22 protein-coding genes are annotated in these 22311 nt (G+C 26.8%); 3 read left to right on the plus strand and 19 right to left on the minus strand.

The window, feature by feature from the left end; all coding sequences use genetic code 11:
• On the plus strand, positions 1-406 hold a 406-nt coding region (locus tag CLPUN_RS18145), incomplete at its 5' end, for an IS5 family transposase (RefSeq protein WP_143328968.1).
• 292 nt (positions 407-698) lie between these two features.
• Here CLPUN_RS18145 and CLPUN_RS18150 read toward each other — a convergent pair.
• The 4 genes from CLPUN_RS18150 to spoIIM all read right to left on the minus strand — a co-directional run bounded on the left by CLPUN_RS18150 (position 699) and on the right by spoIIM (position 4911).
• Positions 699-2240, minus strand: coding sequence for a hypothetical protein (locus CLPUN_RS18150; protein WP_077848652.1), 1542 nt, complete (start codon positions 2238-2240; stop codon positions 699-701).
• A gap of 126 nt (positions 2241-2366) precedes the next feature.
• A complete protein-coding gene (locus CLPUN_RS18155) occupies positions 2367-3005 on the minus strand; it encodes a Fe-only nitrogenase accessory AnfO family protein (RefSeq protein WP_077848653.1) in 639 nt (212 codons plus the stop codon).
• A gap of 301 nt (positions 3006-3306) precedes the next feature.
• Entirely contained in the window at positions 3307-4185 is an 879-nt protein-coding gene (locus tag CLPUN_RS18160) for a tyrosine-type recombinase/integrase (RefSeq protein WP_077848654.1), read from the minus strand.
• A 93-nt stretch (positions 4186-4278) separates the two neighbouring features.
• Positions 4279-4911 carry a stage II sporulation protein M gene (gene spoIIM, locus CLPUN_RS18165; protein WP_077848655.1) on the minus strand — a complete coding sequence of 211 codons (633 nt, stop codon included), beginning with the start codon at positions 4909-4911 and terminating at the stop codon, positions 4279-4281.
• Positions 4912-5112: 201 nt separating this feature from the next.
• Here spoIIM and CLPUN_RS18170 point away from each other — a divergent pair, with 201 nt between their 5' ends.
• Together CLPUN_RS18170 and CLPUN_RS18175 are read left to right on the plus strand one after the other, a co-directional pair.
• Positions 5113-5667 carry a biotin transporter BioY gene (locus CLPUN_RS18170; protein ID WP_077848656.1) on the plus strand — a complete coding sequence of 185 codons (555 nt, stop codon included), beginning with the start codon at positions 5113-5115 and terminating at the stop codon, positions 5665-5667.
• Complete coding sequence (locus tag CLPUN_RS18175) at positions 5654-6067, plus strand: DUF1284 domain-containing protein (protein WP_077848657.1); 414 nt, start codon at positions 5654-5656, stop codon at positions 6065-6067. The genes CLPUN_RS18170 and CLPUN_RS18175 overlap by 14 nt, the downstream gene beginning before the upstream one ends.
• Positions 6068-6103: 36 nt before the next feature.
• Here the strand turns inward: CLPUN_RS18175 and CLPUN_RS18180 are convergent, their stop codons facing one another.
• From CLPUN_RS18180 to CLPUN_RS18240, 15 genes are all read right to left on the minus strand, one after another.
• Positions 6104-7636: a HAMP domain-containing sensor histidine kinase gene (locus tag CLPUN_RS18180; RefSeq protein WP_077848658.1), complete on the minus strand. Its 1533-nt coding sequence runs from the start codon at positions 7634-7636 to the stop codon at positions 6104-6106.
• On the minus strand, positions 7633-8310 hold the full coding sequence (locus tag CLPUN_RS18185; protein WP_077848659.1) for a response regulator: 678 nt from the start codon (positions 8308-8310) through the stop codon (positions 7633-7635). The genes CLPUN_RS18180 and CLPUN_RS18185 overlap by 4 nt, the downstream gene beginning before the upstream one ends.
• Before the next feature lie 443 nt (positions 8311-8753).
• Positions 8754-9773, minus strand: a complete 1020-nt coding sequence (locus CLPUN_RS18190) for a CAP domain-containing protein (protein WP_077848660.1) — start codon at positions 9771-9773, stop codon at positions 8754-8756.
• Positions 9774-10331: 558 nt separating this feature from the next.
• The gene (locus CLPUN_RS18195) at positions 10332-11738 is read right to left on the minus strand and encodes an amino acid permease (protein ID WP_077848661.1); all 1407 of its coding nucleotides are present in this window, start codon (positions 11736-11738) and stop codon (positions 10332-10334) included.
• A gap of 339 nt (positions 11739-12077) precedes the next feature.
• On the minus strand, positions 12078-12248 hold the full coding sequence (locus tag CLPUN_RS18200) for an aspartyl-phosphate phosphatase Spo0E family protein (protein WP_077848662.1): 171 nt from the start codon (positions 12246-12248) through the stop codon (positions 12078-12080).
• 254 nt (positions 12249-12502) lie between these two features.
• Positions 12503-12691 carry a hypothetical protein gene (locus CLPUN_RS18205; RefSeq protein ID WP_077848663.1) on the minus strand — a complete coding sequence of 63 codons (189 nt, stop codon included), beginning with the start codon at positions 12689-12691 and terminating at the stop codon, positions 12503-12505.
• Between the two features lie 420 nt (positions 12692-13111).
• Entirely contained in the window at positions 13112-13375 is a 264-nt protein-coding gene (locus CLPUN_RS18210; RefSeq protein ID WP_077848664.1) for a phage holin, read from the minus strand.
• 459 nt (positions 13376-13834) lie between these two features.
• A complete protein-coding gene (cplR, locus tag CLPUN_RS18215) occupies positions 13835-15484 on the minus strand; it encodes an ABC-F type ribosomal protection protein CplR (protein WP_077848665.1) in 1650 nt (549 codons plus the stop codon).
• A 684-nt stretch (positions 15485-16168) separates the two neighbouring features.
• The gene (locus CLPUN_RS18220; protein ID WP_077848666.1) at positions 16169-17092 is read right to left on the minus strand and encodes a ribonuclease Z; all 924 of its coding nucleotides are present in this window, start codon (positions 17090-17092) and stop codon (positions 16169-16171) included.
• Between the two features lie 63 nt (positions 17093-17155).
• Positions 17156-17293, minus strand: a complete 138-nt coding sequence (locus CLPUN_RS28190) for a hypothetical protein (RefSeq protein ID WP_198944368.1) — start codon at positions 17291-17293, stop codon at positions 17156-17158.
• Between the two features lie 89 nt (positions 17294-17382).
• Positions 17383-17559 carry a hypothetical protein gene (locus CLPUN_RS28195; RefSeq protein ID WP_198944369.1) on the minus strand — a complete coding sequence of 59 codons (177 nt, stop codon included), beginning with the start codon at positions 17557-17559 and terminating at the stop codon, positions 17383-17385.
• A 524-nt stretch (positions 17560-18083) separates the two neighbouring features.
• Positions 18084-18785: a pirin family protein gene (locus CLPUN_RS18225; protein WP_077848667.1), complete on the minus strand. Its 702-nt coding sequence runs from the start codon at positions 18783-18785 to the stop codon at positions 18084-18086.
• A 629-nt stretch (positions 18786-19414) separates the two neighbouring features.
• On the minus strand, positions 19415-19783 hold the full coding sequence (locus CLPUN_RS18230; RefSeq protein WP_077848668.1) for a desulfoferrodoxin: 369 nt from the start codon (positions 19781-19783) through the stop codon (positions 19415-19417).
• A 219-nt stretch (positions 19784-20002) separates the two neighbouring features.
• The gene (gltA, locus tag CLPUN_RS18235; RefSeq protein ID WP_077848669.1) at positions 20003-21388 is read right to left on the minus strand and encodes an NADPH-dependent glutamate synthase; all 1386 of its coding nucleotides are present in this window, start codon (positions 21386-21388) and stop codon (positions 20003-20005) included.
• Positions 21388-22278: a sulfide/dihydroorotate dehydrogenase-like FAD/NAD-binding protein gene (locus CLPUN_RS18240; protein WP_077848670.1), complete on the minus strand. Its 891-nt coding sequence runs from the start codon at positions 22276-22278 to the stop codon at positions 21388-21390. Before CLPUN_RS18240 ends, gltA begins: the two co-directional genes overlap by 1 nt.
• Between the last annotated feature and the right edge of the window lie 33 nt (positions 22279-22311).

A 22311-nucleotide genomic window follows, 5' to 3' on the forward strand; every position in this document is an offset into this window, starting at 1 on the left:
AAGTCGTGGCGGACATACAACAAAAATCCACACAGTTGTTGATGGTCTTGGCAATCCAGTTTATTTTCAATTATCTTCTGGTAATTTACATGATAGCACACTTGCTGTGGATGTTCTTTCAAATATTTATATAAAAGGCAGTAATATTTTAGGTGATAAAGCATATGGTACAAAGGAAATTAAGAAATATATTGCTTCACAAGAAGCTTCCTATACAATTCCACCTAAAACAAATGCGCAGAATCCATGGCATTGTGACTGGTGGGTATATAAAGAACGCCATTTAGTAGAATGCTTCTTTAATAAAATCAAGCATTTTCGCAGAGTTTCAACTCGCTATGACAAGCTTGCGTCTTCATTTCTTGCTTTTGTTTATGTTGCGTCCATTTTTATTTTATCAAAATAGCATAAGGCAATATTGTTTTCAGACACACCCTAGGTAAAATTTTGCACTTTTTATATTCCTAAATAAGTTTATATATAATTTTTAATAAAGATAATATAATATTTAGACATATGTATTTAGTTTGATATTAATCTTTATCAAAATATTTCTAATTATGTAAAATAAGAAAGCACCTCAAAAAAACACATAATTTTTCTATCCTCTCATCCTTGAGATGCATAATAGACTAACTATATAAAACTTTTCTTTAGTATTGTAAGACTATATTTATATATAATTGTAAATCATTTTATTAATATTTACTTATATTATCTATTATTTCCTGTTCAACAAGATTTATATTAGTTTTTCCAATATACCCAAATTTACATTCGTTAAATTTAATATAATTCATAGCTTTATAAAAAGTTGAATGATTCATATATTTAGTATAAAAAAATATATAATCAGAATTATTTAATGTGCTTATATCAAAATTTTCATTAAATCCATTTAATGTTCTTATTTCTGGATATTTTATTCTAAATTTCCTTCTCCATTCTTTATCTCCACCAATTATTATAATTTTTTTATTTTGAATGTAATCATATAAATTTTTATCTAAATATCCATTATCACAATCACCATTCAAATTAAGTTCATATTCTCTTAAAGACTCTATCTCCAACCTCAGGCTTTTTTCTTGATTCAATTTATTTTCTAGCTCTTTAAGATTATTTCCCAGCCTCTCAATCTCTTGCTTATGAATATTGTTTAAGCTATGTAATTGTTGATTTAAATTTTTTTCATAAAGTAATTTTTCTTTATTTAATTCTTCAATCTTAGTTTTTAAATTATTATTTTCATTTAGAACATAATTTAATTTGTCTTCTACAAGATTTAATTCGCATTGTATTACTTCATTGTTATTTTCTACACATATTTTTTTAGCATTTTTATATTCGTTAATAAGTGGTTGTATAAATATCCCACTAATAATGCTTGATACTATTAAATCCATGTTTCTATTTTTTGTTACTCTAATATAAGATAATATGGTTTTATCAATATTAGCAAACTCATATTCGCTAAAAATATGGTTTATATTAATTTTATTAGTTGCAAGTAAGTCTTCAAAAAAATATCCAAAATTACTAATGTTCTCATTATTATGTCTTATAATATCTTTATAGCTAAAAATTTTTCCATATTCTCGTTTTATTAATACTTTTATTTCTTGTATTTCAGTTTTATATTTTTCTAATTCATTTTCAATATTTTGATTCATTAGACTTTCAAATTCAAAATCTTCTATATCATTTAATATAGACATTACGAAACCATGATCTACTGCTTCTGCTGAAATATATACAGCAAAATATAAATATATTGCTGCATCAAACTTTGCTTCCAGATTTCTTGTAACTATATCCATTTTCATATATTTATTTTTTAACTTTTCTTTATTACGTTTTTTTACTGTAGTATAAATTATAGGATAATATTTTCTAAGAAGCTTTATAAGTTTACTTCTTAAACTGTTATCATACTCAGCTTCTAAAAGTATTGCTAAAACTCTTCTTGCATATAATTCATGTTCAAGAGTTCCTTGCTTGATAATAACATGCTCTATACATTTAGAATTAGTTATGGCATTATAATATTTTAGCTGATCATGCATATATATTTTATCAATCTCTTTTTTCATATTTCTATTTTTAGCTATGCAAAGACTTATGTTCGCAAAAATATAATTTGTTATTATATCACTATCAATACTCCATTTTTCACAAATAATTTCTGAAAAAGATGTAATATTTATCCTATCAATTAGATTTTCTTTGATATACTCCATTAATTTCTCCCCTCCTTTAGCTCCTGCTGTTATATATAAATTCTATCTTAAATTAATGCATTCATTCTTATTTTTCATAATTATGTCTAGTGTTTTTATTAATAGCAATGTGAAATAATAAAATTTCTATATATGATTTATTATTACTATATAATCGTTTTGCCCAGCCTTTGAACACTCAAAGGTTAAATTTAATCTTTCTAGTTCTCCTTCTAACCAACAAGGAACATGATTGCAAGTTACTATTAACTCATTAAATTTGTTATCCTTTAAGAAAGGTTTTAATACTTGTTTGGTAGTAATTCCAGTATTATGCTCCTGAAATTCTTTTAAATTTAAAATATAATAACCATTAATCCCAATCTCTATTGGAAGAACACTTTGTTTTTTATCATTAAGTTTTGAAGCTCCTATAAATTTAATTTCTTGTGCTTCTTCATTCTCTTTTCCCAGTACATAGTCAAGAATTTCTTTTTTATTTCCATCCATTTTCCAAGTGCTTACTCCAATACTGTCAAGCATCATATATATTAAATTTGGAATTTCTTTTGCTACAAAAACTTTGCAATTTTCCAAGGCTTCTGAAATATTTAAAGTATCTAAACGTATATCTTCTTTTTCCTGTATAGTCTGAAATTCAAAAGGTATTTCCTTTATAATATTCCATTTATCATTATATTTTGAGAAAATCTTAATAAATCCATCCTTATTTAAATCTGTAATTTCACCAAAATTATTTACATACATTGCAATTTCTTTAATCATATAATCCTCCTTATCTTGTTTAAAATATATTTTTCTAAACAAAAAAGTCTAACTCCTATCCCTTCTTGGTATAAAAATTAGACTCCATAGCCTCTATTTAATAATGTTAATTTATGAGTAAAACAAGCAATTTTAGTTAATCTCTTTTTTTAATTATAATTTTTTATATTATGCTTTTCAAGATTTTTTAGAAAATTAATTTTTACTCCTTTAATTTTGCCACCAACTTAAAACTTTGGTATCAACAAAATGAAAATGCATAAATTAAATTTATATTGTTCTTAATGATACTTACTAAATATCAAGCTCTTGGATGTGTATGCATATATATATAATTAATTTTATCATTATTTATGATTTCATAATAAGTATCCATATATGTTAAAACTTGGTTTCCGAGCAGTTTTTGCACTGCTCTTACATTAGCTCCATTTTGAAGTAAATGCACTGCAAATGAATGTCTAAAAGTATTTAAATTCACATCCTTATCAATGCAAGCTTGTCTAGCATATTCTTTAACAATTCTCCAAATCCCCTGCCTTGTAAGTTTATTTCCATTTAGGTTTACAAACAAATTAGGCACGCCACATTCTGCGATCTTATATCTAATACCTAAATATTCTGTTATAGCTTTACTTGCACTTCTTCCTATCGGAATCAATCTCTCAAAATTTTTATTATCCGTACATCTTACAAAATTCAAATCAAGATTTACATCCTCAACATTTAATGCAATTAACTCAGAAACCTTCATTCCAGTAGCATACATTAATTCTAGTAATGCATTATCACGGATTCCCTTCGAACAATCTTTTTCAACTATTCTAATTATTTTATCAACTTCTTCAATAGTCAAAATTTGTGGCAATTTTCGATTGTTTTTAGAGCTTTTGTATTCTATTTTAGGCACTTCCTTAACTAAAGCTTCATTTTTTAAATATGAATAGAAATTTCTAAGGCTTATTACTATTCTATTTATAGACCTCTCTGATTTCCCTAAACTTGTTAGATTTTGTATATATGACATAATTGTTAATTTATCACTTTTGTATATATCTATCTTTTTTTTGCTTAAAAATTTTAGATAGAGGCTTACATCAGTTACATATGCATATATAGTATTTTCACTTTTACCACTCTCTAACAAATAGCCTTTATAATTATTTATGCAATTTATCATTAACTATCTCCTATACCATTGATTATGATTAATATTCGACAAAATTGTCTACTTTCCTTCTTTATTAATTTTCTTTTGTGTATATATTTGTATTTATAAATAGAATTTCTTAGCCACAAATTTAATAAGAGATGGTGATATATAAGTTTCAATCAATATACCTATTGAAAATAATGTTATAATTATAATCAACTTATTTAACACACCAGCCAAAAAGAAGTCTTTAATTTTTCCGTGCTTAAAATATTTCTCTTTGAATTTTTCTGTAGACATAGATAAACTAATAACACTTAATGCTATAAAACATGGAATATATATTATGTTTTGAGGAATAACAGACACCAAAGCTAGTCCAAGTCCTCTACCTTCAAAAGTAGTAACCATAAAAGAAAAAGTATATCCTAAGGTAAAACCTTTTAATAAATCTAAAACTAATATTATAGGAGTTCCAAAAAAGGTTAACCCTAAAATAAATATAGGTACAATTATAAGTGTATTTTTCTTAATCACCTCAAACAATAATTTCCCATAATTTACAGGCTCATTGCCTATATAATTAGTAAAACTGAAAAAATAGTTGGTTAAATCATTTCTATCACTTGTGCTCATATATTTAACAGTATAAAGTCCAAAGGATATTCCTAAACAAAACATTATTAATACAATGAAAAAATAGGCCTTTTTATCTTTGAAAGTATCATTAAGCTTAGTAAGTAAATAATTCATCTCTTATTCCTCCTTTAGTTACTCTACTTTATACTATGTTTAATATTTAAAGTTTATTCACCCATTTAGCCATAAATATGTAAAACTATTATTTAATAGAATATTTTGCGGTCAAGCATTGTAAACTTTATTTTGCTTTTTAAGTTGACAATATATAATTCCATATGTATACTAAAACTGAAATAAAGGGAGGGTTATAAAATGAAACTAAATTTATCAATTAAAGAAATTACTTTGGTAGGAATGTGTGCTGCACTTATGGCTATTTTTTCTCAGCTTTCAATTCCACTTCCATTCACTTCAGTGCCAATAACTTTACAAGTTTTTTGTTTAGTAATACTCTCTGTTATAGTTGGTGCTAAAGTAGGAACTCTTGCATTAATTGTATATGTAATTATTGGGACTATCGGATTACCTGTGTTTGCAAATTTCCATAGTGGCTTTGGCGTACTTGTTGGACCAACAGGTGGTTATATTGTTGGATTTATTATTATGGCATTTTTAATTGGATATGCATCATCAAAACAAAATAAGTTTTTTTTATTTATTGCTTCATATATGGGAGTAATAATTGATTTACTTCTTGGAACTATTCAATTAAAAATAGTAACAGGGATGACAATGCAGGCTGCACTTATATCTGGATTATATCCATTTATACTTAAGGATTTTATAACAGTTACAATTGCAGTTACTATAGGACTAAAAGTTAAAAAAAGTATTGAAAGCATACTTACACCAAATGCTGCTACTTAGACCTCATCATATAAATTGCATATTTTTTTATAAAGGCTTAGGTTATAGTGAAGATTTTGTAAAAGGAATGAATTCTGTTTTAAAATTAATTAAAGAAAATCCTAATATTGAAATTAAACTTATTGTAAAATGTGATAAGTTATGTGATAACTGTCCAAATATGCAATTAAATAATGTTTGTATAACAAAAGAAAATGTAGCTAGGTTAGATTATAATACTTTAGAAATATATAACCTTAAAGAAAATCAAGAATATGCTTTTAATGAAATAATAAATATAATTTATAAAAATTTCAATTCAAATAAATTTCATAAAATCTGCAGTTCCTGTAACTGGTATAAAGAAGGAGTCTGCAATGACAATATCATTGCAGATCACTTAAAAAATTGGTCTTTTTAAACAACCTATTAATTTATTAGATTTCTTTTTATCGAATTATATTGAAGAGCTTGAGACTTGGGATTCCTTCATTTTATCTATTTCAAACCAAAAGGATACTCCCCCCTCAAGATTGTCTACTCCACATTTAGTATTGTGAAGATCAGCAATAGCTTTAACTATGGACAATCCTAATCCATATCCACCATAAGCTCTCGTTCTTGCTTTATCTACCTTATAAAAGCTTTTCCATATCTTTTCCAAACAGTCTTCTGGTATATGCTTTCCTGAATTAAATACATTTATCCTTATTATATCCTTTTTAATGCTCTTATTTATTTTAATAATTTTATTGCTGTCCACATGATTAATAGCATTATTAAGATAATTTGTAATTATCTGCTCAATTCTTACTATATCAGCTGAGACAAATAAACTTTCATCAACTTCAAATTGTATTTTAATATTTTGTTCTAGAAAAGCAGCTTTATATTTATTAAGAATATACTCTATTAAAGAAGTTAAATTAAATTCACTTTTTTCAATCTGAAAATGATCTGTTTCAATTTGAGAAAGATTTAATAAATCCTTTACTAATTTATTCATTTTATTTGTTTCCTTAATAATGACATCGCAGTAAAAATGTTTATCTTCTTCACTTTCAACAACATTGCTAACAAGACCTTCCGCATAACCATGTATTACTGATAGAGGAGTTCTTAATTCATGAGAAACACTGGAAATAAACTCTTTTCTCATTTCATCTATTTGTCTTTCTTTTTCTATGTCTTCTTCAAGCTTTTTATTTTTTATGTTTAATTCTGTAATTGCCCTATTAAGCTCATAAGATAAGTAATTGATATTTTGTCCAAGCTGTCCAATTTCATCTGCTCCCTTTATTTTGCACTTTTGACTAAAATCAAATTTAGCCATATTTGTAGCGATATTATTTACTTCTAATATTGGCTTTGTAAATTTCTTTGAAAACCAATAAGCCCAAATACTTCCTAGAATTATAATTATAATTCCTGTTATAATTATAAATCTATTAGCAATGTCTACACTTTCACTTATTGAAACTAAAGGAACTTTTATTGCAAGTATATCGCCATTATTTAATTTCGTTACTAGAGTTAATAGTTCTATTTTTAATTGTACATCTCTCCTAGTTTCAAAAGTATATTCACCTTCATCATATATCTCTTCTACGTTCTTTTTATATCTATTATTACTAGGATTAAAATCTATTGTAGGTGGTGGTACATTGAATTTAGTTTTATTATTATCTATTACACTATTTTCGTTAGGCATTCTACGCGAAGATGTAAAAATTATTTTTCCATATGTATCACGAATATCAATGCTACTTCCTGTTATATTTGCTTTCCTATCTAATTCATCTTCTATATCTAGTGGATTTCCAGTATATATATTAGTTAATTCTTTTGCATTTTCAATAAGTATATTTTTTTTCTTTTCTATATAATATTGCTCTAAATATAAACTATTTAATATACATAAAACTACAACAAAAAAAGTTAATAAGGCTATTATGGAGATAAAAAGTTTTGATCTTATGGACTTATTCATTTTTCGGTCTCAAATCTATAGCCATAACCACGTACAGTACGTACATAATCGCTTTTTGAATTTAATTTTATTCTTAGTCTATTTATATGTGTATCAACAGTTCTTAAATCTCCATAATAATCGTATCCCCAAACTTTATCTAATATTTGTTCTCTGCTAAGGGCCCTTCCATAGTTTTCAGCAAGATAAGTTAATAATTCATATTCCTTAGGACTTAAATCAATAATTGAGCCTTCTACAATAACTTGATGTCCATTATAATCTATTGCTAATCCATTAAATTCTTTAAGCTCTATATCTATTGGCATGGTTCTTCTCAGCACAGCATTCACTCTTGCTATTAATATATTAGGGCTAAACGGCTTTGATATATATTCATCTGCTCCAATATCTAATCCAAAAATTTCATCAAATTCTTCGCCTCTTGCTGTTAACATTATAATCGGAACTTTTGATTTTTTTCTTATTTCCCTGCATACAGTAAAGCCATCATATTCTGGCAACATTACATCAAGAATTATCAAATCTATATCATCGTCTGCAAAAAATACCTCCATAGCTTTTCGTCCATCTTCTGCTTCAATAGTAATATAACCTTCTTTTTTAAGAAAATCTATTACGAGTTTTCTTATTAATTGTTCATCATCAACTACTAGCACCTTTTTCACTTTCATGTACTGTCCTCCTAAAAATCACTATTATATTTATTATAACTTATTCTTGTTACAACTTCGTCACAAATAATATTAGTACATCTTTTCAAATAAAAATACTCCCTTTATTAAATCAAGCAATCATTTATATTTTTAATAACATTTATTATTTTTTGTTAACTTTGTTAATTTATACTTATTGATATCCTTTACTTATTCCTCTTGTATAAACCTTAAAGTATATAATCTACTTACAATTTTGTCACAATACTTTATAAGTATTGTGACAATTAATGCAAATTAGTTTTAATTTGCATTTTATATAAAAAAGACAACAAATAGAATATTACTTCTATTTGCTGCCTTTTAAATTAATTTTTTGTTATTACTTATCTTCGTTAACTTTTTCCCCATTATTATTAATCTAAATATTTACTATATATTCAGAAAACGTTTCTTTAGAATTAATTTGAGAATGTTTGAGTTCCCATAAATTTATTGTTTCCTTTTAGAACTCCTATACCAACTTTATTATATGAAGCATTCATCATATTTGCTCTATGACCTGGTGAATTCCACCATTGATTAAATAATTCAACTGCATCATAAGTATTATATGCTATATTTTCTCCAGTAGTAGTATATTTATATCCTATTGCTTGTAACCAGTTTGTCCACTTAGTTCCTTCCGGAGTTATATGATCAAAGTAATTATATTGTATCATATGGTTACTCTTATATCTTGCTACTTGTAATAAAGTATTATCTAAAGTCAATGGATTTAATCCTGCTTCTTTTCTTTTTGCATTCATTAATTGAAGAATTTGCTCTTCAGCAGAAGCTTGTACACTTATAGGATAATTTTGTGGTAATTGAGGTAATCCTTGTACATCTACATTCGATATGTTTGTTGTATTAGTATTTGGTGTAGTTATCGTATTACTTGATGTAGTTGTGCTTCCTGTAGTATTAGTTGTATTAGTATTTTCTGCAGATGTAGTATTATTTGAATTAATTACTGTAGAATTTTGATTATTATCTTTTACTACATCATTGTTTTTATTAAAAATTTTATCAACTTTTGGAATTTTATCTCCTACAACTTGTCCATTTGATGAACATTTGTAAATCTTATTATTTATGATAACCTTTCCAGTTTCCATTGCACCAGAGTTATTTAAACAATAAGCTTTTCCATTAACATTAATGACACCTGTTTGCATTACTCCAGTATTATCACAGTAATACCATTTGTCATTATCCTTAATCCAACCAGTTTTCATGTTACCCATTTTGTCAAAACAATACCAATTCCCATTTTCGTAATTCCAGCCTGTTTTTAGAATCTTGTTTAACGTAAAATTGTAACTATTAGTATCTATTGAATTATTAGTCGCTGCAGATACTCCTAATGGTGTTAAAGTAGTAATTGTTGTTGCGGTAATAATTCCTACAACCACCTTTTGCAAAAATGCTTTCTTCATTAGTTTTTCTCCTTTGATTTTTTATTTGGCTCCTTGATTTTGTTTATCATTTTTTCAAAAAATTAAACAATATTTATTTTTTTCAAGAAAACCCATGTCTTTATGTTACCATATTTTCGACATTATTCAACATAATATTTTATTGACTGCTTGGACCAAAAGACATTAACACTGAAAAGCTTCTCAATTCTTCTTTTTACTCCTTTTTCCTATATGACATCATCCTGCTTACTTGTATCACTGGGTAACCCCAATAAAAAAAGCTGTATTACTTTCTTTATTTGTAATACAGCTTTCATATTTAATAAATAATAACTTAATTAATTATAAGTTTAATTGACTTTTTCTTTATAAAAAAGTCGCTAATATTTTGACATATATGTTCTAAAAAATTTTGTTCATTAAGATTTAATTTCTATATTAGAGTGATTGGATACGACAACCAACTAAATTATGAACTTTCTTAATTAGAACTTATATATTAAATAATGATTTTATAAAAATTAATATCATTATAAGAAGAACGATTATAATAATATTAATTTTTATTTTTTTAATCTATGCAACATCCTCAGAATCTTCTACATTTCCACCATTTTGAAGAACACTATGCTTTCTTCCATAGAAAAAGTATACTAAAAGTCCTATAGCAAGCCAAACTCCAAAACCTATCCAAGTTATTAATTTTAAGCCACATAATAAAATTATACAACATACTATAGATATTATAGGTGTAAATGGTGCTCCAGGTACTTTAAACATTCTATTAAAGTTTGGTTTACTTATTCTAAGTACTATAACTGCAAGAGATACAGAAATAAAACTTAATAACGTCCCTGTACTTAAAAATTCTACAATAATATCTAATGGTAAAAATCCTGCTATTACAGCAGCTATAGTTCCAGTTATTAAAGTTGAAATATGTGGTGTTTTATGAGTTGAGTGTACTTTAGAAAATAATTTTGGTAAAAGTCCATCTCTTGACATTACCATAAATATTCTAACTTGACCATAAAGCACTACCATAATAGTAGAAATCATCCCAAGTATAGCTCCCGTTCCTACTAAAGCAGCTCCCCATTTTATACCTACTCTTGCTAAAGCTCCTGGTACTGCATTTTCAGAAATTATTTCATTATAAGGAACCATTCCTGTTAGTACAACTGCAACTGCAACATAAAGTACTGTAACTGCTATTAAACAAATTATAAGTCCAAGTGGAATATCTCGCTTTGGATTTTCAGCTTCTTCCGCTGCTGTAGATATTGCATCAAATCCTATAAATGAAAAGAATATAGTAGCTGTTGCTGCAAAAATCCCACCAAATCCAAATGGAGCAAATGGTTGATAATTAGCTGTATCTATATGCCCTACTCCAAGAGCTACAAATATAAGAATTATGGATATCTTTATTCCAACTATAATATTATTAACTCTAGCACTTTCCTTCATACCATAAAACAATATGTAAGTTATTAATGCAATTATTAGTATTGCTGGCAAATCTACTATTCCACCTTTACTTGGTGATGAAGTAAATACTGTTGGCAAGGTTATTCCCATTGACTTTAATATTCCAACAAATGTGCCTGACCATCCTGAGGCAACAGCACTACAAGCAACTAAATATTCTGCTGTAAGACACCATCCAATTATCATTGCAATTATTTCACCAAATACTATATATGAATAAGAATATGTACTTCCTGATACAGGAAACATTGTTGAAAGTTCACAATAACATAAGGCACAAAGACATGCTACTATACCTGCTAAAATAAATGAAATTATTACAGCTGGTCCTGCTAAATGCGCTCCTGTTCCTGTTGCAACAAATATACCTACGCCTACTACTGCACCTATACCAAATGCTGCAATATCTCTAGCTTTTAAATTTCTCTTTAAATCTGTCTTATGTGCACCTTCTAACATTTGATCTATCGATTTTTTCTTAAAAATGTTCATAAAGATCCTCCTAATTTTAATTTAATCTTTTTCGCCAAAATTCCTCTTTTAATTTGTATTTATATCAGTCAATTAATATTTTTACCATAAAATTTTAAAAATACAACAAACCATTTAATATATTATCATATTTTGATAATATTTAGCAAGATGTTAACATTCTGATAATTTAATTATTTATATATAAAATTTAAATTTTACATTAATCATCTCTTCTTTCTTATGAAAAACGGCTTTGCTATAAGCTTTTAAAAATACTTTTCATTTATTTTCGTGTGGCATCAATATTAGATTCAACAAAAAATATAAGGAGAGATTTAATTATCTCTCCCATTTGTTCTACTTGTCTACTTTGTTAAGTAAATTGTTATACTCATTCAAAGCTTCATCAAGCTCTTGACTTGCAATAATGACTTCTGGATCTAATAAACTTGGCTTTTCATTAATTAAATCCTGTAATGATTGTCTCATATCACAAATCTTTTTATTTATGTTCTTAACACTTCCCATAATGACCCCCCTTTCGCTATTTAATTATAGCAAGCAAAGGGAATATTGTATTTAAATGTAATTGTTTTAAATTTATTACACATCAAAACATCTATATTTTATAAGTGTTTTTGATATAAACGTAGGATTAAATATTTTTATGAAAGGTTACAAAATAATAATCTTAATCAAATAACTACATTACAACTATATAAATTTACAATTAGTAACTTTTTTCTCATCTATTCTCTATTTTTATCAACTTGTTAAAATGATCATGATTGTATTTTTTCTCCTGTAATTGCTATAATTAATGTTTTGTTAAGAAATACAATGTTTTTATCAGCATTTTCAAAACAATATCCTGATACTTCACCTGTTGTTCGATTTTGTGATATTTTATAATTCTCACATATAAAATCAATTATTACACCATTTGTAAGATATATTTTTATTAAGTACATTTCTTTACTTCTTTCACAAATTTTATGCTTCTCTTCAATATTCTATTTGGTGCGTCGAATAATTGTGTGTTTTATTTTATCATTGCATAGAAATCTTTGACTTATGCTTTAGTTATTTACGTTTCAACAAAAAAATAGTATGTCTCAACTATTAGTCCTTAAGTTTTACAATAATTTCAAATGTAGCTATTTTATTATCTTGAAACTTTGTACTTTAGTTGCTTTTACATAAATAATTTCTATACCATAACTACTCATTCCATGGAAATCTATTTAAACATTATTATTACTTACGTCTATTCCTTTAATATAACTCATTTAAATCTCTCTTCTTCATATTTTTTATAATAAAAAATACTAAAGAGTAACCTTAATTAAAAGTTACTCTTAAATATTTTTACTAAGCTTTTATTACTTATCCTATTGGGTATCTTCGGTAGAATTCACAACTTGATCGTTTTCTGTTTTAGTAATTGTTGTAGTTTGATCACTTATGCCGGTTGTACTTGTGTCAACCGCTATTCCTATCATTGTTAGAATGATTAAAACTGCATTAACTATTTCTGTATAATTTGATGGAATTATATTTAATCCTAATTGTTGGAGTAATATTGCTATAGCACTAGTCATGGCAACCCAAAAAGACTTGTTTTTTAATCTCGCCTTTAAATCAATACTTATCATTTTCGTATTTCACCTCTTTTAATTTTATACTACATAATATGAAAAAGTAACCATAATTTCTACACTAAAATAACTATTCTATATCCGAAAGTAAGAGTAGTTTATATATTCATTAGATATAAAATAAACCAGTAGGTACTATGTATATCTTTGCAGTGGAGGGGTTCCACTGCAAAGATATATTTTTTGTATCTACTGGCTTATAATAGTATTAATCCAATAACATAATAAAGGATAAATATTATTAGATTTTTGCACACCTATTATAATATTCGGTATTGAATTTAATATTCTGACACCAAAATAAATATTTTTTCAAAAATTCTCTCCTAACCAAATATACAATTTTAATTTTTAAAGAAACTAAATTTTCCACGAACCTATTACTATTACTATTACTATTACTATTACTATTAAACATTATAATGTAAATCAATTTAACAACATATATTCTAGAAACTAAATTTTTAATATCTTAATATTCTTTAATAATTCATTATATTTGTGCTCTAGCTTTTCTTTTTTAGATATATCCTTTTCCATTGCTAATAGAGAAATTACCTCAGAAAGTTTATTTTCCATTAACATTAATTTTTCTTTATTATCTTTTTCAACCTTGCTTGTTTTAGGCTTATTCTTTTCATTAATATATTCTTTATAGCTTCTATCAAAGGTTATAACACAATTATTCGTTATTTCAATTATAAAATCACATATATTTTCTATGAATTTTCTATCATGACATACAATAATTACTGTTTTTTCAGTATTAATTAATGATTTTTCCAAAGCTTCCATGGCTTTAATATCTAAATAATTTGTTGGCTCATCTAATATTAAAAGATTATTATCACTTAGTAATATTTTACAAAGAGCTATTTTAACTTTTTCTCCTCCACTTAATGAACTTACAATTTTATAAACTGTATCGCCCTTAAAACCAAAATTGTCTAAATTAATTCTTACAAAACCTTGATTATATGAACAATTTTCTGTTACATTTTCTAAAATGCTTTTTTCTTTTTGTAGTATCTTTTGACTTTGATCAAAATATCCAATAGTTACTTTATTTGCAATTTTTACATTTTCACTTTCCCCTTTTAATATTTCCCTTAACAAAGTAGTCTTTCCGCATCCGTTATTACCTATTATTCCTACTTTGCGACCTCTTTTAATTTTAAAATCAGCATCTTTTAATAACAATTTGTTATCTACAAATAAATTTAATTTACTAACTTCTACAACATTTTTAGAAATTATCTCCATACCAGTTTGTATATTTATTTTTGTTTCACTTATAGATTTTGGCTTTTCCTTAACTTCTAAATGATCAATTCTACTTTTTAATGCTTTAATATTATCGTCAAGTTTCTTTTTGCCTCTTTGCCCTCCCATTTTTCTATGAAGTCGTGCTTCTGAATTCCCCATTCTTTTAGGAGTTCTCCTTATACTGTCTCTTAATTCAGCCTTTCCCACAATAGCATTTTCAAGCCTTTTCTTTTCATCTAAATATTCATCGTATTCAAATTCCTTTCTTTTTCTTTCTTCATTTTTTAAATTTAAGTACGTAGAATAGTTTCCTTTGTATATTTTGATTTTTCCATCATCTAGTTCTAAAATATTATTACAAATTGAATCTAAAAATTCTCTATCATGAGATACTATTAATAATGATCCATTATAGCTTTTTAGCATATCTTCTAGTATTTTAATACTCTTCGCATCTAAATTTGAAGTTGGCTCATCTGCTATTATAAGTTTTTTATTTTCACTTAAAGCTTTTGATATTTTTAATTTTACCTTTTCTCCTCCCGATAGGAACTCTTCATATTTATTTGGTGCATCAAACATTTTTTTTATCTTGCTTTCTTCGCACTCTTCAATTTCATCTTCCATTTGACTTATATATGAATAGCTATCAGTTAAGAAGCATTGGCCTTCATCAGGTTCAATATTCTTCATTAATATCTTTAACATAGTTGTTTTTCCTGCTCCATTTTGCCCAACTATTCCAATTCTGTCTCCTTCTAAAATTTCAAAATTGCTGACATCTAAAATTAATCTATCTCCATAATATTTTTTTATCTTATCTAATTTTCCTAATTGCATAAAAAAATCCCTCCTAAGTTATAGGAGAGAGTATATATCTATTTTAGTAAATGAAATTTTAACTTAAATGCTTATAACTAACACTTAAGTAATTAATCCAATCTAATATTCAGTCCTAAAAATACACTTACAATATAAAAATTATAAATGTTATTATTTTACTTAAAAAGATTAGAACTCAACATATTATATTAGAGTAATTGGCATCAAAATATAAAATAATATTATTGCAGATATTGCAAAAAGCAGTCTTCATTAAAATTAGTTATGATAACTCAATTTTGTTGAAGAATTAAAATTACAATATCTATATTTCAAAACTTCCGTTAGAAAGGGTGAAATTTATATTTTACTTCTTTAATTGATACCTAGTAAAATCACTACTTATTAGATTATATAATCTACTCTCCTTAAATTTACTCATAACAATAACTCCTTTAACATAGGATTTAAATTTATTATAGCGAATTGAATTTATAAAATTATAATTAATTTATAAATCAAACCTATAACAATAAATTTAATTTTATTGTTATATCTTAAAATCTTGATTATAGATTACATTCTCATCGTTGAAATTACCTTACCCTTTCTTTAAGTTAATTTGATTATATCACTAGCTTCATAAAAATTCTACATTTTATGAAATTTTTCACATTTAATTTTTATTTCATTACTAATTTACTATTCTTCAAAGTTTAAAGTAACATCATACCTGTCATAACCAATTATAGTATTTTCAAAAACTTCTTTTGCATTATTTAAATATATTTCTGGTTCGTTCATAGCTGTCCCAAAATGCGTTAATAATAGCTTTTTTACATTTCCATCCTTGGCCAGTTTTGCAGCTTCTCTAAAGGTCATATGTTTATTTTTTATAGCTTTAGGCAAATCTTCATCAATTCCATAAGTCCCTTCACATATAAAGTAATCACTATTTTCAATAAATTCATGGATTTCTTCTATAGGTCTTGTATCTGTTGTCATACTAACTTTTATACCATTTCTCTCTTTTCCTAGTACCATACTACTTGTATATTCAATACCATTTAAGATAATCTTTTTTTCATTTTTTTGTAACCTGCTCCATAAAGTTTTAGGTACATCATTTTTCATAGCCTTTTCCACATCAAATTGTGGCTGTCTTTGAAAGTAAAAACTATATCCTATGCAAGGTGAAGAGTGATTTAATTCTAAGGTTGATATTTGAACATTCCAACTTATGTATTCATTATTTATATTAAAGATTTCCTTAGGATTTTCTATTATATTAATCTCATAAGGAAGCCAATTTGCAATTACTCTTAATTTATTAACTGTATCTTTTATCCCCTCTGGTCCTATTATGGTAAGAGTTTCTGTTCTTCCACTATTGCCTATAGTTCCAAGTAGTCCTGGAAGTCCCACAATATGATCCCCATGAATGTGCGTTATACAGATAATATCTATAGTCTTAAATCCTGCATTGACCATTCGCATGGAAACCTGTGTTCCTTCTCCACAATCAATAAGTATTTTTCTTCCTTTGTAGCTTAATAATACAGCTGACAAAAACCTATTTGGCATAGGCATTCCACCACCACACCCTAATAAAAGTAAATCAATCATAAACTGAGACTCCTTTCTTACGATTTTATCTAAACTAAATTAACATCATTAGATGTATATTATTTATAATGATGTTCTTCCACTATGCAACAACATTCTGCCTATAACCTTTTTAGGCTTTTCATTATTTTTAGTTTTATTTCCCTTTTCTTTCTTTTGCTCTATAAGCTTTTTCATCATTTCTATATTCTTTTCATTCATCTTTCTTCCTCCGCTTTAAATAATTTTATAATCCCTTAGTTAAATAATAGCGCAAAATGATTGTATCATATATTTTCAAATTTTACTAACTACTTATCGAATAATCCTCCACCATTTCCAACCTTAACTCCTTTTGAAGCACTTCTCCCCAAGGCACTTACTTTCCCTGTAACTTTTTCTGCTTTTCTATTGCTTTTAGAATTATTCCCCTTTTGTTTCTTTTCTTCTATTAGTTTTTTCATCATTTCTATATTTTTCTCATTCATTTATTTTTCCTCACTTTATAGTTTTAACTTTTATAGGAATAAAAGCCTTCCAAAAATAGACTGTATTCTTGAATTTTAAATTCCTTCTCTTATTATACTTAAAAAACTCAAACTTATCATAATGTTTATTAACAAAATATATTTTTTTTTAATAATCTTCAATAAAATTACGTAACAATGGCTAGTTTTAATGTAATATTATTTTTTTAATACATATATAATATTTTTTAAGTACGTAAAGCTCAATTTAATTCTGAATTATTAGATATAGATAGATGATCAACTGAGAATCATATTTATCTTAAACTAATTTAACGCATTGTACTAGGTGTTATATTCTAAAAAAACTAGCACAATGCGTAAACTTATAAAAATTATATACTTTACTGGCAATTATTATATAAAAATTAACTACTATTCATTAGATTATGTTTTAATTCATAACTTATTATAACATATTTTTCAAAACATCCCTATTCTAAACATATAATTGTTTCTCTATCTCCTAACTCTTTAGTTTTATATTATATGTCTTTTTTCATTTCTAATACTAAGAGATGAGAGTTTTCTTTTGCTTTAATTTGAATATTTTCTTCTATAATTTCTAACGCATCTTTTTCCTTTAATTCTATGTTATTTATTATAGACTCTCCTTCAATTTGAACAAGATAGGCTTGCCTATGCTTCTCTAAAATTAATAACTCTTCACTATTTTTATCTAAATAAATTGAATAAATGTTAACATCTTGATGAATTTTAATTGGAGCATTTCCTTCAACACTTGAAACCATATGAAGCCATTTATTTTCTCTATCACTCCAATTAAACTTATATTCACCATAGTTTGGCTTATAATCTTTTTTATCTGGAAAAATCCATATTTGAAGTAATCTCAACTCTTTATCCCCAAGGTTATATTCACTATGGTAAACACCTGTACCAGCACTCATATATTGAACTTCACCTCTTGATAGCTCATGAGAATTGCCCATACTATCTTTATGAGTTAACTTTCCATTAATAACATAAGTTACAATTTCCATATCATTATGAGGATGCATAGGAAATCCTGTTTTAGACTGTATTAAATCATCATTTATAACTCTAAGTTTTCCAAAATTAATGTTTGATGGGTCATAATACTCTGAAAAGGAAAAATGGAATGAACTTTTTAACCACCCTAAATCACTTTTCCCCATATTTTTATTATCTATCTTTCTTAACATAATATACACCTCCATTTATCACTAATTGATTATATTTAATTAAAAACTTATATCTAGTTAGTTATAGAAACTACAATATTAAGATTTACTTAATCCTACTGCTTTTATTGTTTCATACTCTATTTTATCATTTTTTGTTCTGCTGTAGTAAACATAACTTAGATAGGTAAATTTATGTCATAATTACTATCTGTTTTATATTTCTTATCTATATATAAAATTTATCACTAATTAGTGATAATGTCAATATCCTAAATATTATATAAGATAATACATTATATTAATGAAATTATTGATTATCTTTATAAATTTATATTGTTATGACATTTATAAACGTACATTTAAACAATACTATGTTAGTATCTTTAATTATGAATGAGAATTTAATATAAAGTCATTAATATATTAAAAAATGATGCTAGACGTGGGTGATGGCATTTCGGGACTTTAGAAGGTGGATTAAATGATGAATATTCTGATATTGATTCAAGGAGACCATTTTAAAGACCTAGCAAATTCTTTGCCAAGTATAATGGAAATGGCTTGTGATAATTTTATTATCTTTTAGTACATTTAATAATTAAAAACACTTAAGCTTTACACTTAAGTGTTTTAATAATTCTAAATAATTATATTTCTATTTTCCATAATCCATGCAAATTACAATATGCATAAACTGTTGCTTTTCCTTTATCTACAAAAACTGCTTCTGGTTTTTCTCCTGGTGATAATGAAACTCTTTCTGTTCCTTTTTCAGTAACCACAGCAATCCATTCTATATAATGTTCATCTGCCATAGGATGCTCAGCTGAGCCTACTTTTACATATATTTTATCATCTTTTCTTTCTGCTAGTGGAACATGCTTTTCTTGTGCTGCATCTGTAGAATTAGCGTCAAGCTTAGTCATATGTTTGCCACAGCAAACTAATTGACCACCACCATTTTTTATAAGACCTACAATATTTCCACATAATTCACAACGATAAAATGAAACCATAATACAACCACCTTTCACCATATAATATTTATATTATACCATATATTTATATAAATTTCATCAATTACACTACTAAACTCCCATATAAATCTATTTAAACCTTCTTATAAATTACATATAATATTAATTTTTTCATTTCTATTTAAATTAAATTTATACAATAAAAACTAAAGGTTGAAAGTGTTTTTCTTCCAACCTTTATAAAAATATACTACAATTTTATTTTAAGTATTCATCTATAGCAGCAGCAGCTTTTTTACCAGCTCCCATTGCTAATATAACTGTTGCAGCTCCTGTAACTGCATCTCCACCTGCGTAAACTCCATTTTTAGTAGTTAATCCATCTTCATTTGCAACTAAACATGCTCTCTTATTAATTTCTAACCCTTCAGTAGTTGATGAAATTAATGGATTTGGTGATGTTCCAAGAGACATTATTACTGTATCTACATCTAAAACAAATTCTGAGTTTTCTTTAACTACAGGTTTTCTTCTTCCTGAAGCATCTGGTTCTCCAAGTTCCATTTGAACACATTTCATTCCCTTCACCCATCCATTTTCATCGGTTAAGATTTCTGTTGGATTTGTTAAAACATCAAATATTACACCTTCTTCTTTAGCATGGTGTATTTCTTCTGCTCTTGCTGGGAGTTCTGCATCACTTCTTCTATAAACTATATGAGCTTCTGCACCTAATCTCAATGCAGTTCTTGCCGCATCCATAGCTACATTTCCACCACCAACTACAGCAACTTTTTTGCCTGCTTTAACTGGAGTTTCATAACCGTCTTTAAATGCTTTCATTAAGTTTACTCTTGTTAAGAATTCATTAGCTGAAAATACTCCATTAGCATTTTCTCCTGGTATTCCCATGAATTTTGGAAGTCCTGCTCCAGATCCAATAAATACTGCCTCAAAGCTTTCGTCTTCCATTAATTCATCTATAGTTATTGTTCTTCCTATAATTACATTAGTTTCAATCTTTACACCTAATTTCTTTATATTTTCAATTTCAGCTTTAACAACCTCTTCTTTAGGTAATCTAAATTCAGGTATTCCATAAACCAAAACTCCACCTGCTTCATGTAAAGCTTCAAATATAGTTACATCATAGCCTTTTTTAGCTAAATCTCCTGCACAAGTAAGACCAGCAGGACCACTTCCTATAACAGCTACTTTCTTACATTTAGATAGTTCTCTTTCTGATAAATCCACGTTATTTTTTCTTGACCAATCTGCTGTGTACTTTTCTAATTTCCCTATAGCTACTGCTTCACCTTTTATTCCCAGTACACAGTTTCCTTCACATTGACTTTCTTGCGGACATACTCTACCGCATACTGCTGGAAGCGAACTATATTTTGCTATTTCTTTAGCTGCTCCTTCAAAATCTCCAGTTTTAGCTTTTGAAATAAACCCTGGAATGTTAATTGATACTGGACATCCTTCAACACATTTAGGATTCTTACAATTCAAACATCTACTAGCTTCTTTTATAGCTTTTTCTTCATCATATCCCAAACAAACTTCCTTAAAATTTTTAGCTCTTACTTCTGGAGCTTGCTCAGTTACTGGTGTTCTTTTCATTCTTTCTTGCATATCCATTATTTATCCCCCTTACATCCACAACCACCATGGTTATGATTATCCCCTTCTTCTATTTTTAATTGTGCTTTTCCTTCTTCTGATTTATACATTGTTTGTCTTCTCATTGACTCATCGTAATTTACTAAATGCCCATCAAATTCTGGTCCATCAACACAGGCAAATTTAACTTCGCCACCAACAGTTACTCTACAAGCACCACACATACCTGTACCATCAACCATTATTGGGTTTAAACTTACTGTAGTTGGAATATTTAATTCTTTAGTTAACATAGAAGTAAATTTCATCATTATCATTGGTCCAATGATAATTGCATGATCATATTTTTTTCCTTGATTATTAACTAAATCTTTAAGCATATCTGATCCAGTTCCTTTAAATCCATATGAACCATCATCAGTTGTTACATAAAGATTTCCTGAAGCTTTTTTTAATTCTTCTTCATATATTAATAAATCCTTATTTCTGCTTCCTAAAATAACATCTACAGCTATTCCATTTTCATGCATCCATTTAACTTGAGGATATACTGGAGCTGCTCCTACTCCACCAGCTATAAATATAAGCTTTCTCTTTTTTAATTTTTCTAAATCTTCTTCTATAAATTCACTAGGTACTCCTAATGGTCCAACGAAGTCTGCAACATAATCGCCAACATTAAAAGTCGCTAATTGTTTTGTTCCTTTTCCTATTGTTGCAAAAACTATAGTTACCGTCCCTCTTTCTGCATCATAATCTGCTATTGTTAAAGGTATTCTTTCACCTTTTTCATCATTTTTTATAATTATAAATTGACCTGGCTTTGCAGATTTAGCAACTCTTGGTGCTTCTATATCCATTAAAAATATATTATCCGTAAGCTCTTTTTTACTTGTTATTTTGTACACGCTTTGTACCTCCTAAATTTTTATTATAATATG

Origin of the sequence: Clostridium puniceum, from assembly GCF_002006345.1 — a bacterium.
Classification (GTDB): domain Bacteria; phylum Bacillota; class Clostridia; order Clostridiales; family Clostridiaceae; genus Clostridium; species Clostridium puniceum.

Bases quoted from the DNA above. Each gene is read 5' to 3' on its own strand.
- CLPUN_RS18220 (WP_077848666.1), bottom strand. From the start codon at position 17,092: ATGATTGATTTACTTTTATTAGGGTGTGGTGGTGGAATGCCTATGCCA.
- CLPUN_RS28195 (WP_198944369.1), bottom strand. From the start codon at position 17,559: ATGAATGAGAAAAATATAGAAATGATGAAAAAACTAATAGAAGAAAAG.
- spoIIM (WP_077848655.1), bottom strand. From the start codon at position 4,911: ATGAATTATTTACTTACTAAGCTTAATGATACTTTCAAAGATAAAAAG.
- cplR (WP_077848665.1), bottom strand. From the start codon at position 15,484: ATGCAATTAGGAAAATTAGATAAGATAAAAAAATATTATGGAGATAGA.
- CLPUN_RS18160 (WP_077848654.1), bottom strand. From the start codon at position 4,185: ATGATAAATTGCATAAATAATTATAAAGGCTATTTGTTAGAGAGTGGT.
- CLPUN_RS18190 (WP_077848660.1), bottom strand. From the start codon at position 9,773: ATGAAGAAAGCATTTTTGCAAAAGGTGGTTGTAGGAATTATTACCGCA.
- CLPUN_RS18200 (WP_077848662.1), bottom strand. From the start codon at position 12,248: ATGGGAAGTGTTAAGAACATAAATAAAAAGATTTGTGATATGAGACAA.
- CLPUN_RS18225 (WP_077848667.1), bottom strand. From the start codon at position 18,785: ATGTTAAGAAAGATAGATAATAAAAATATGGGGAAAAGTGATTTAGGG.
- CLPUN_RS18155 (WP_077848653.1), bottom strand. From the start codon at position 3,005: ATGATTAAAGAAATTGCAATGTATGTAAATAATTTTGGTGAAATTACA.
- gltA (WP_077848669.1), bottom strand. From the start codon at position 21,388: ATGGATATGCAAGAAAGAATGAAAAGAACACCAGTAACTGAGCAAGCT.
- CLPUN_RS18150 (WP_077848652.1), bottom strand. From the start codon at position 2,240: ATGGAGTATATCAAAGAAAATCTAATTGATAGGATAAATATTACATCT.
- CLPUN_RS18170 (WP_077848656.1), top strand. From the start codon at position 5,113: ATGAAACTAAATTTATCAATTAAAGAAATTACTTTGGTAGGAATGTGT.
- CLPUN_RS18205 (WP_077848663.1), bottom strand. From the start codon at position 12,691: ATGTACTTAATAAAAATATATCTTACAAATGGTGTAATAATTGATTTT.
- CLPUN_RS18180 (WP_077848658.1), bottom strand. From the start codon at position 7,636: ATGAATAAGTCCATAAGATCAAAACTTTTTATCTCCATAATAGCCTTA.
- CLPUN_RS18230 (WP_077848668.1), bottom strand. From the start codon at position 19,783: ATGGTTTCATTTTATCGTTGTGAATTATGTGGAAATATTGTAGGTCTT.
- CLPUN_RS28190 (WP_198944368.1), bottom strand. From the start codon at position 17,293: ATGAATGAAAAGAATATAGAAATGATGAAAAAGCTTATAGAGCAAAAG.
- CLPUN_RS18175 (WP_077848657.1), top strand. From the start codon at position 5,654: ATGCTGCTACTTAGACCTCATCATATAAATTGCATATTTTTTTATAAA.
- CLPUN_RS18210 (WP_077848664.1), bottom strand. From the start codon at position 13,375: ATGATAAGTATTGATTTAAAGGCGAGATTAAAAAACAAGTCTTTTTGG.
- CLPUN_RS18185 (WP_077848659.1), bottom strand. From the start codon at position 8,310: ATGAAAGTGAAAAAGGTGCTAGTAGTTGATGATGAACAATTAATAAGA.
- CLPUN_RS18195 (WP_077848661.1), bottom strand. From the start codon at position 11,738: ATGAACATTTTTAAGAAAAAATCGATAGATCAAATGTTAGAAGGTGCA.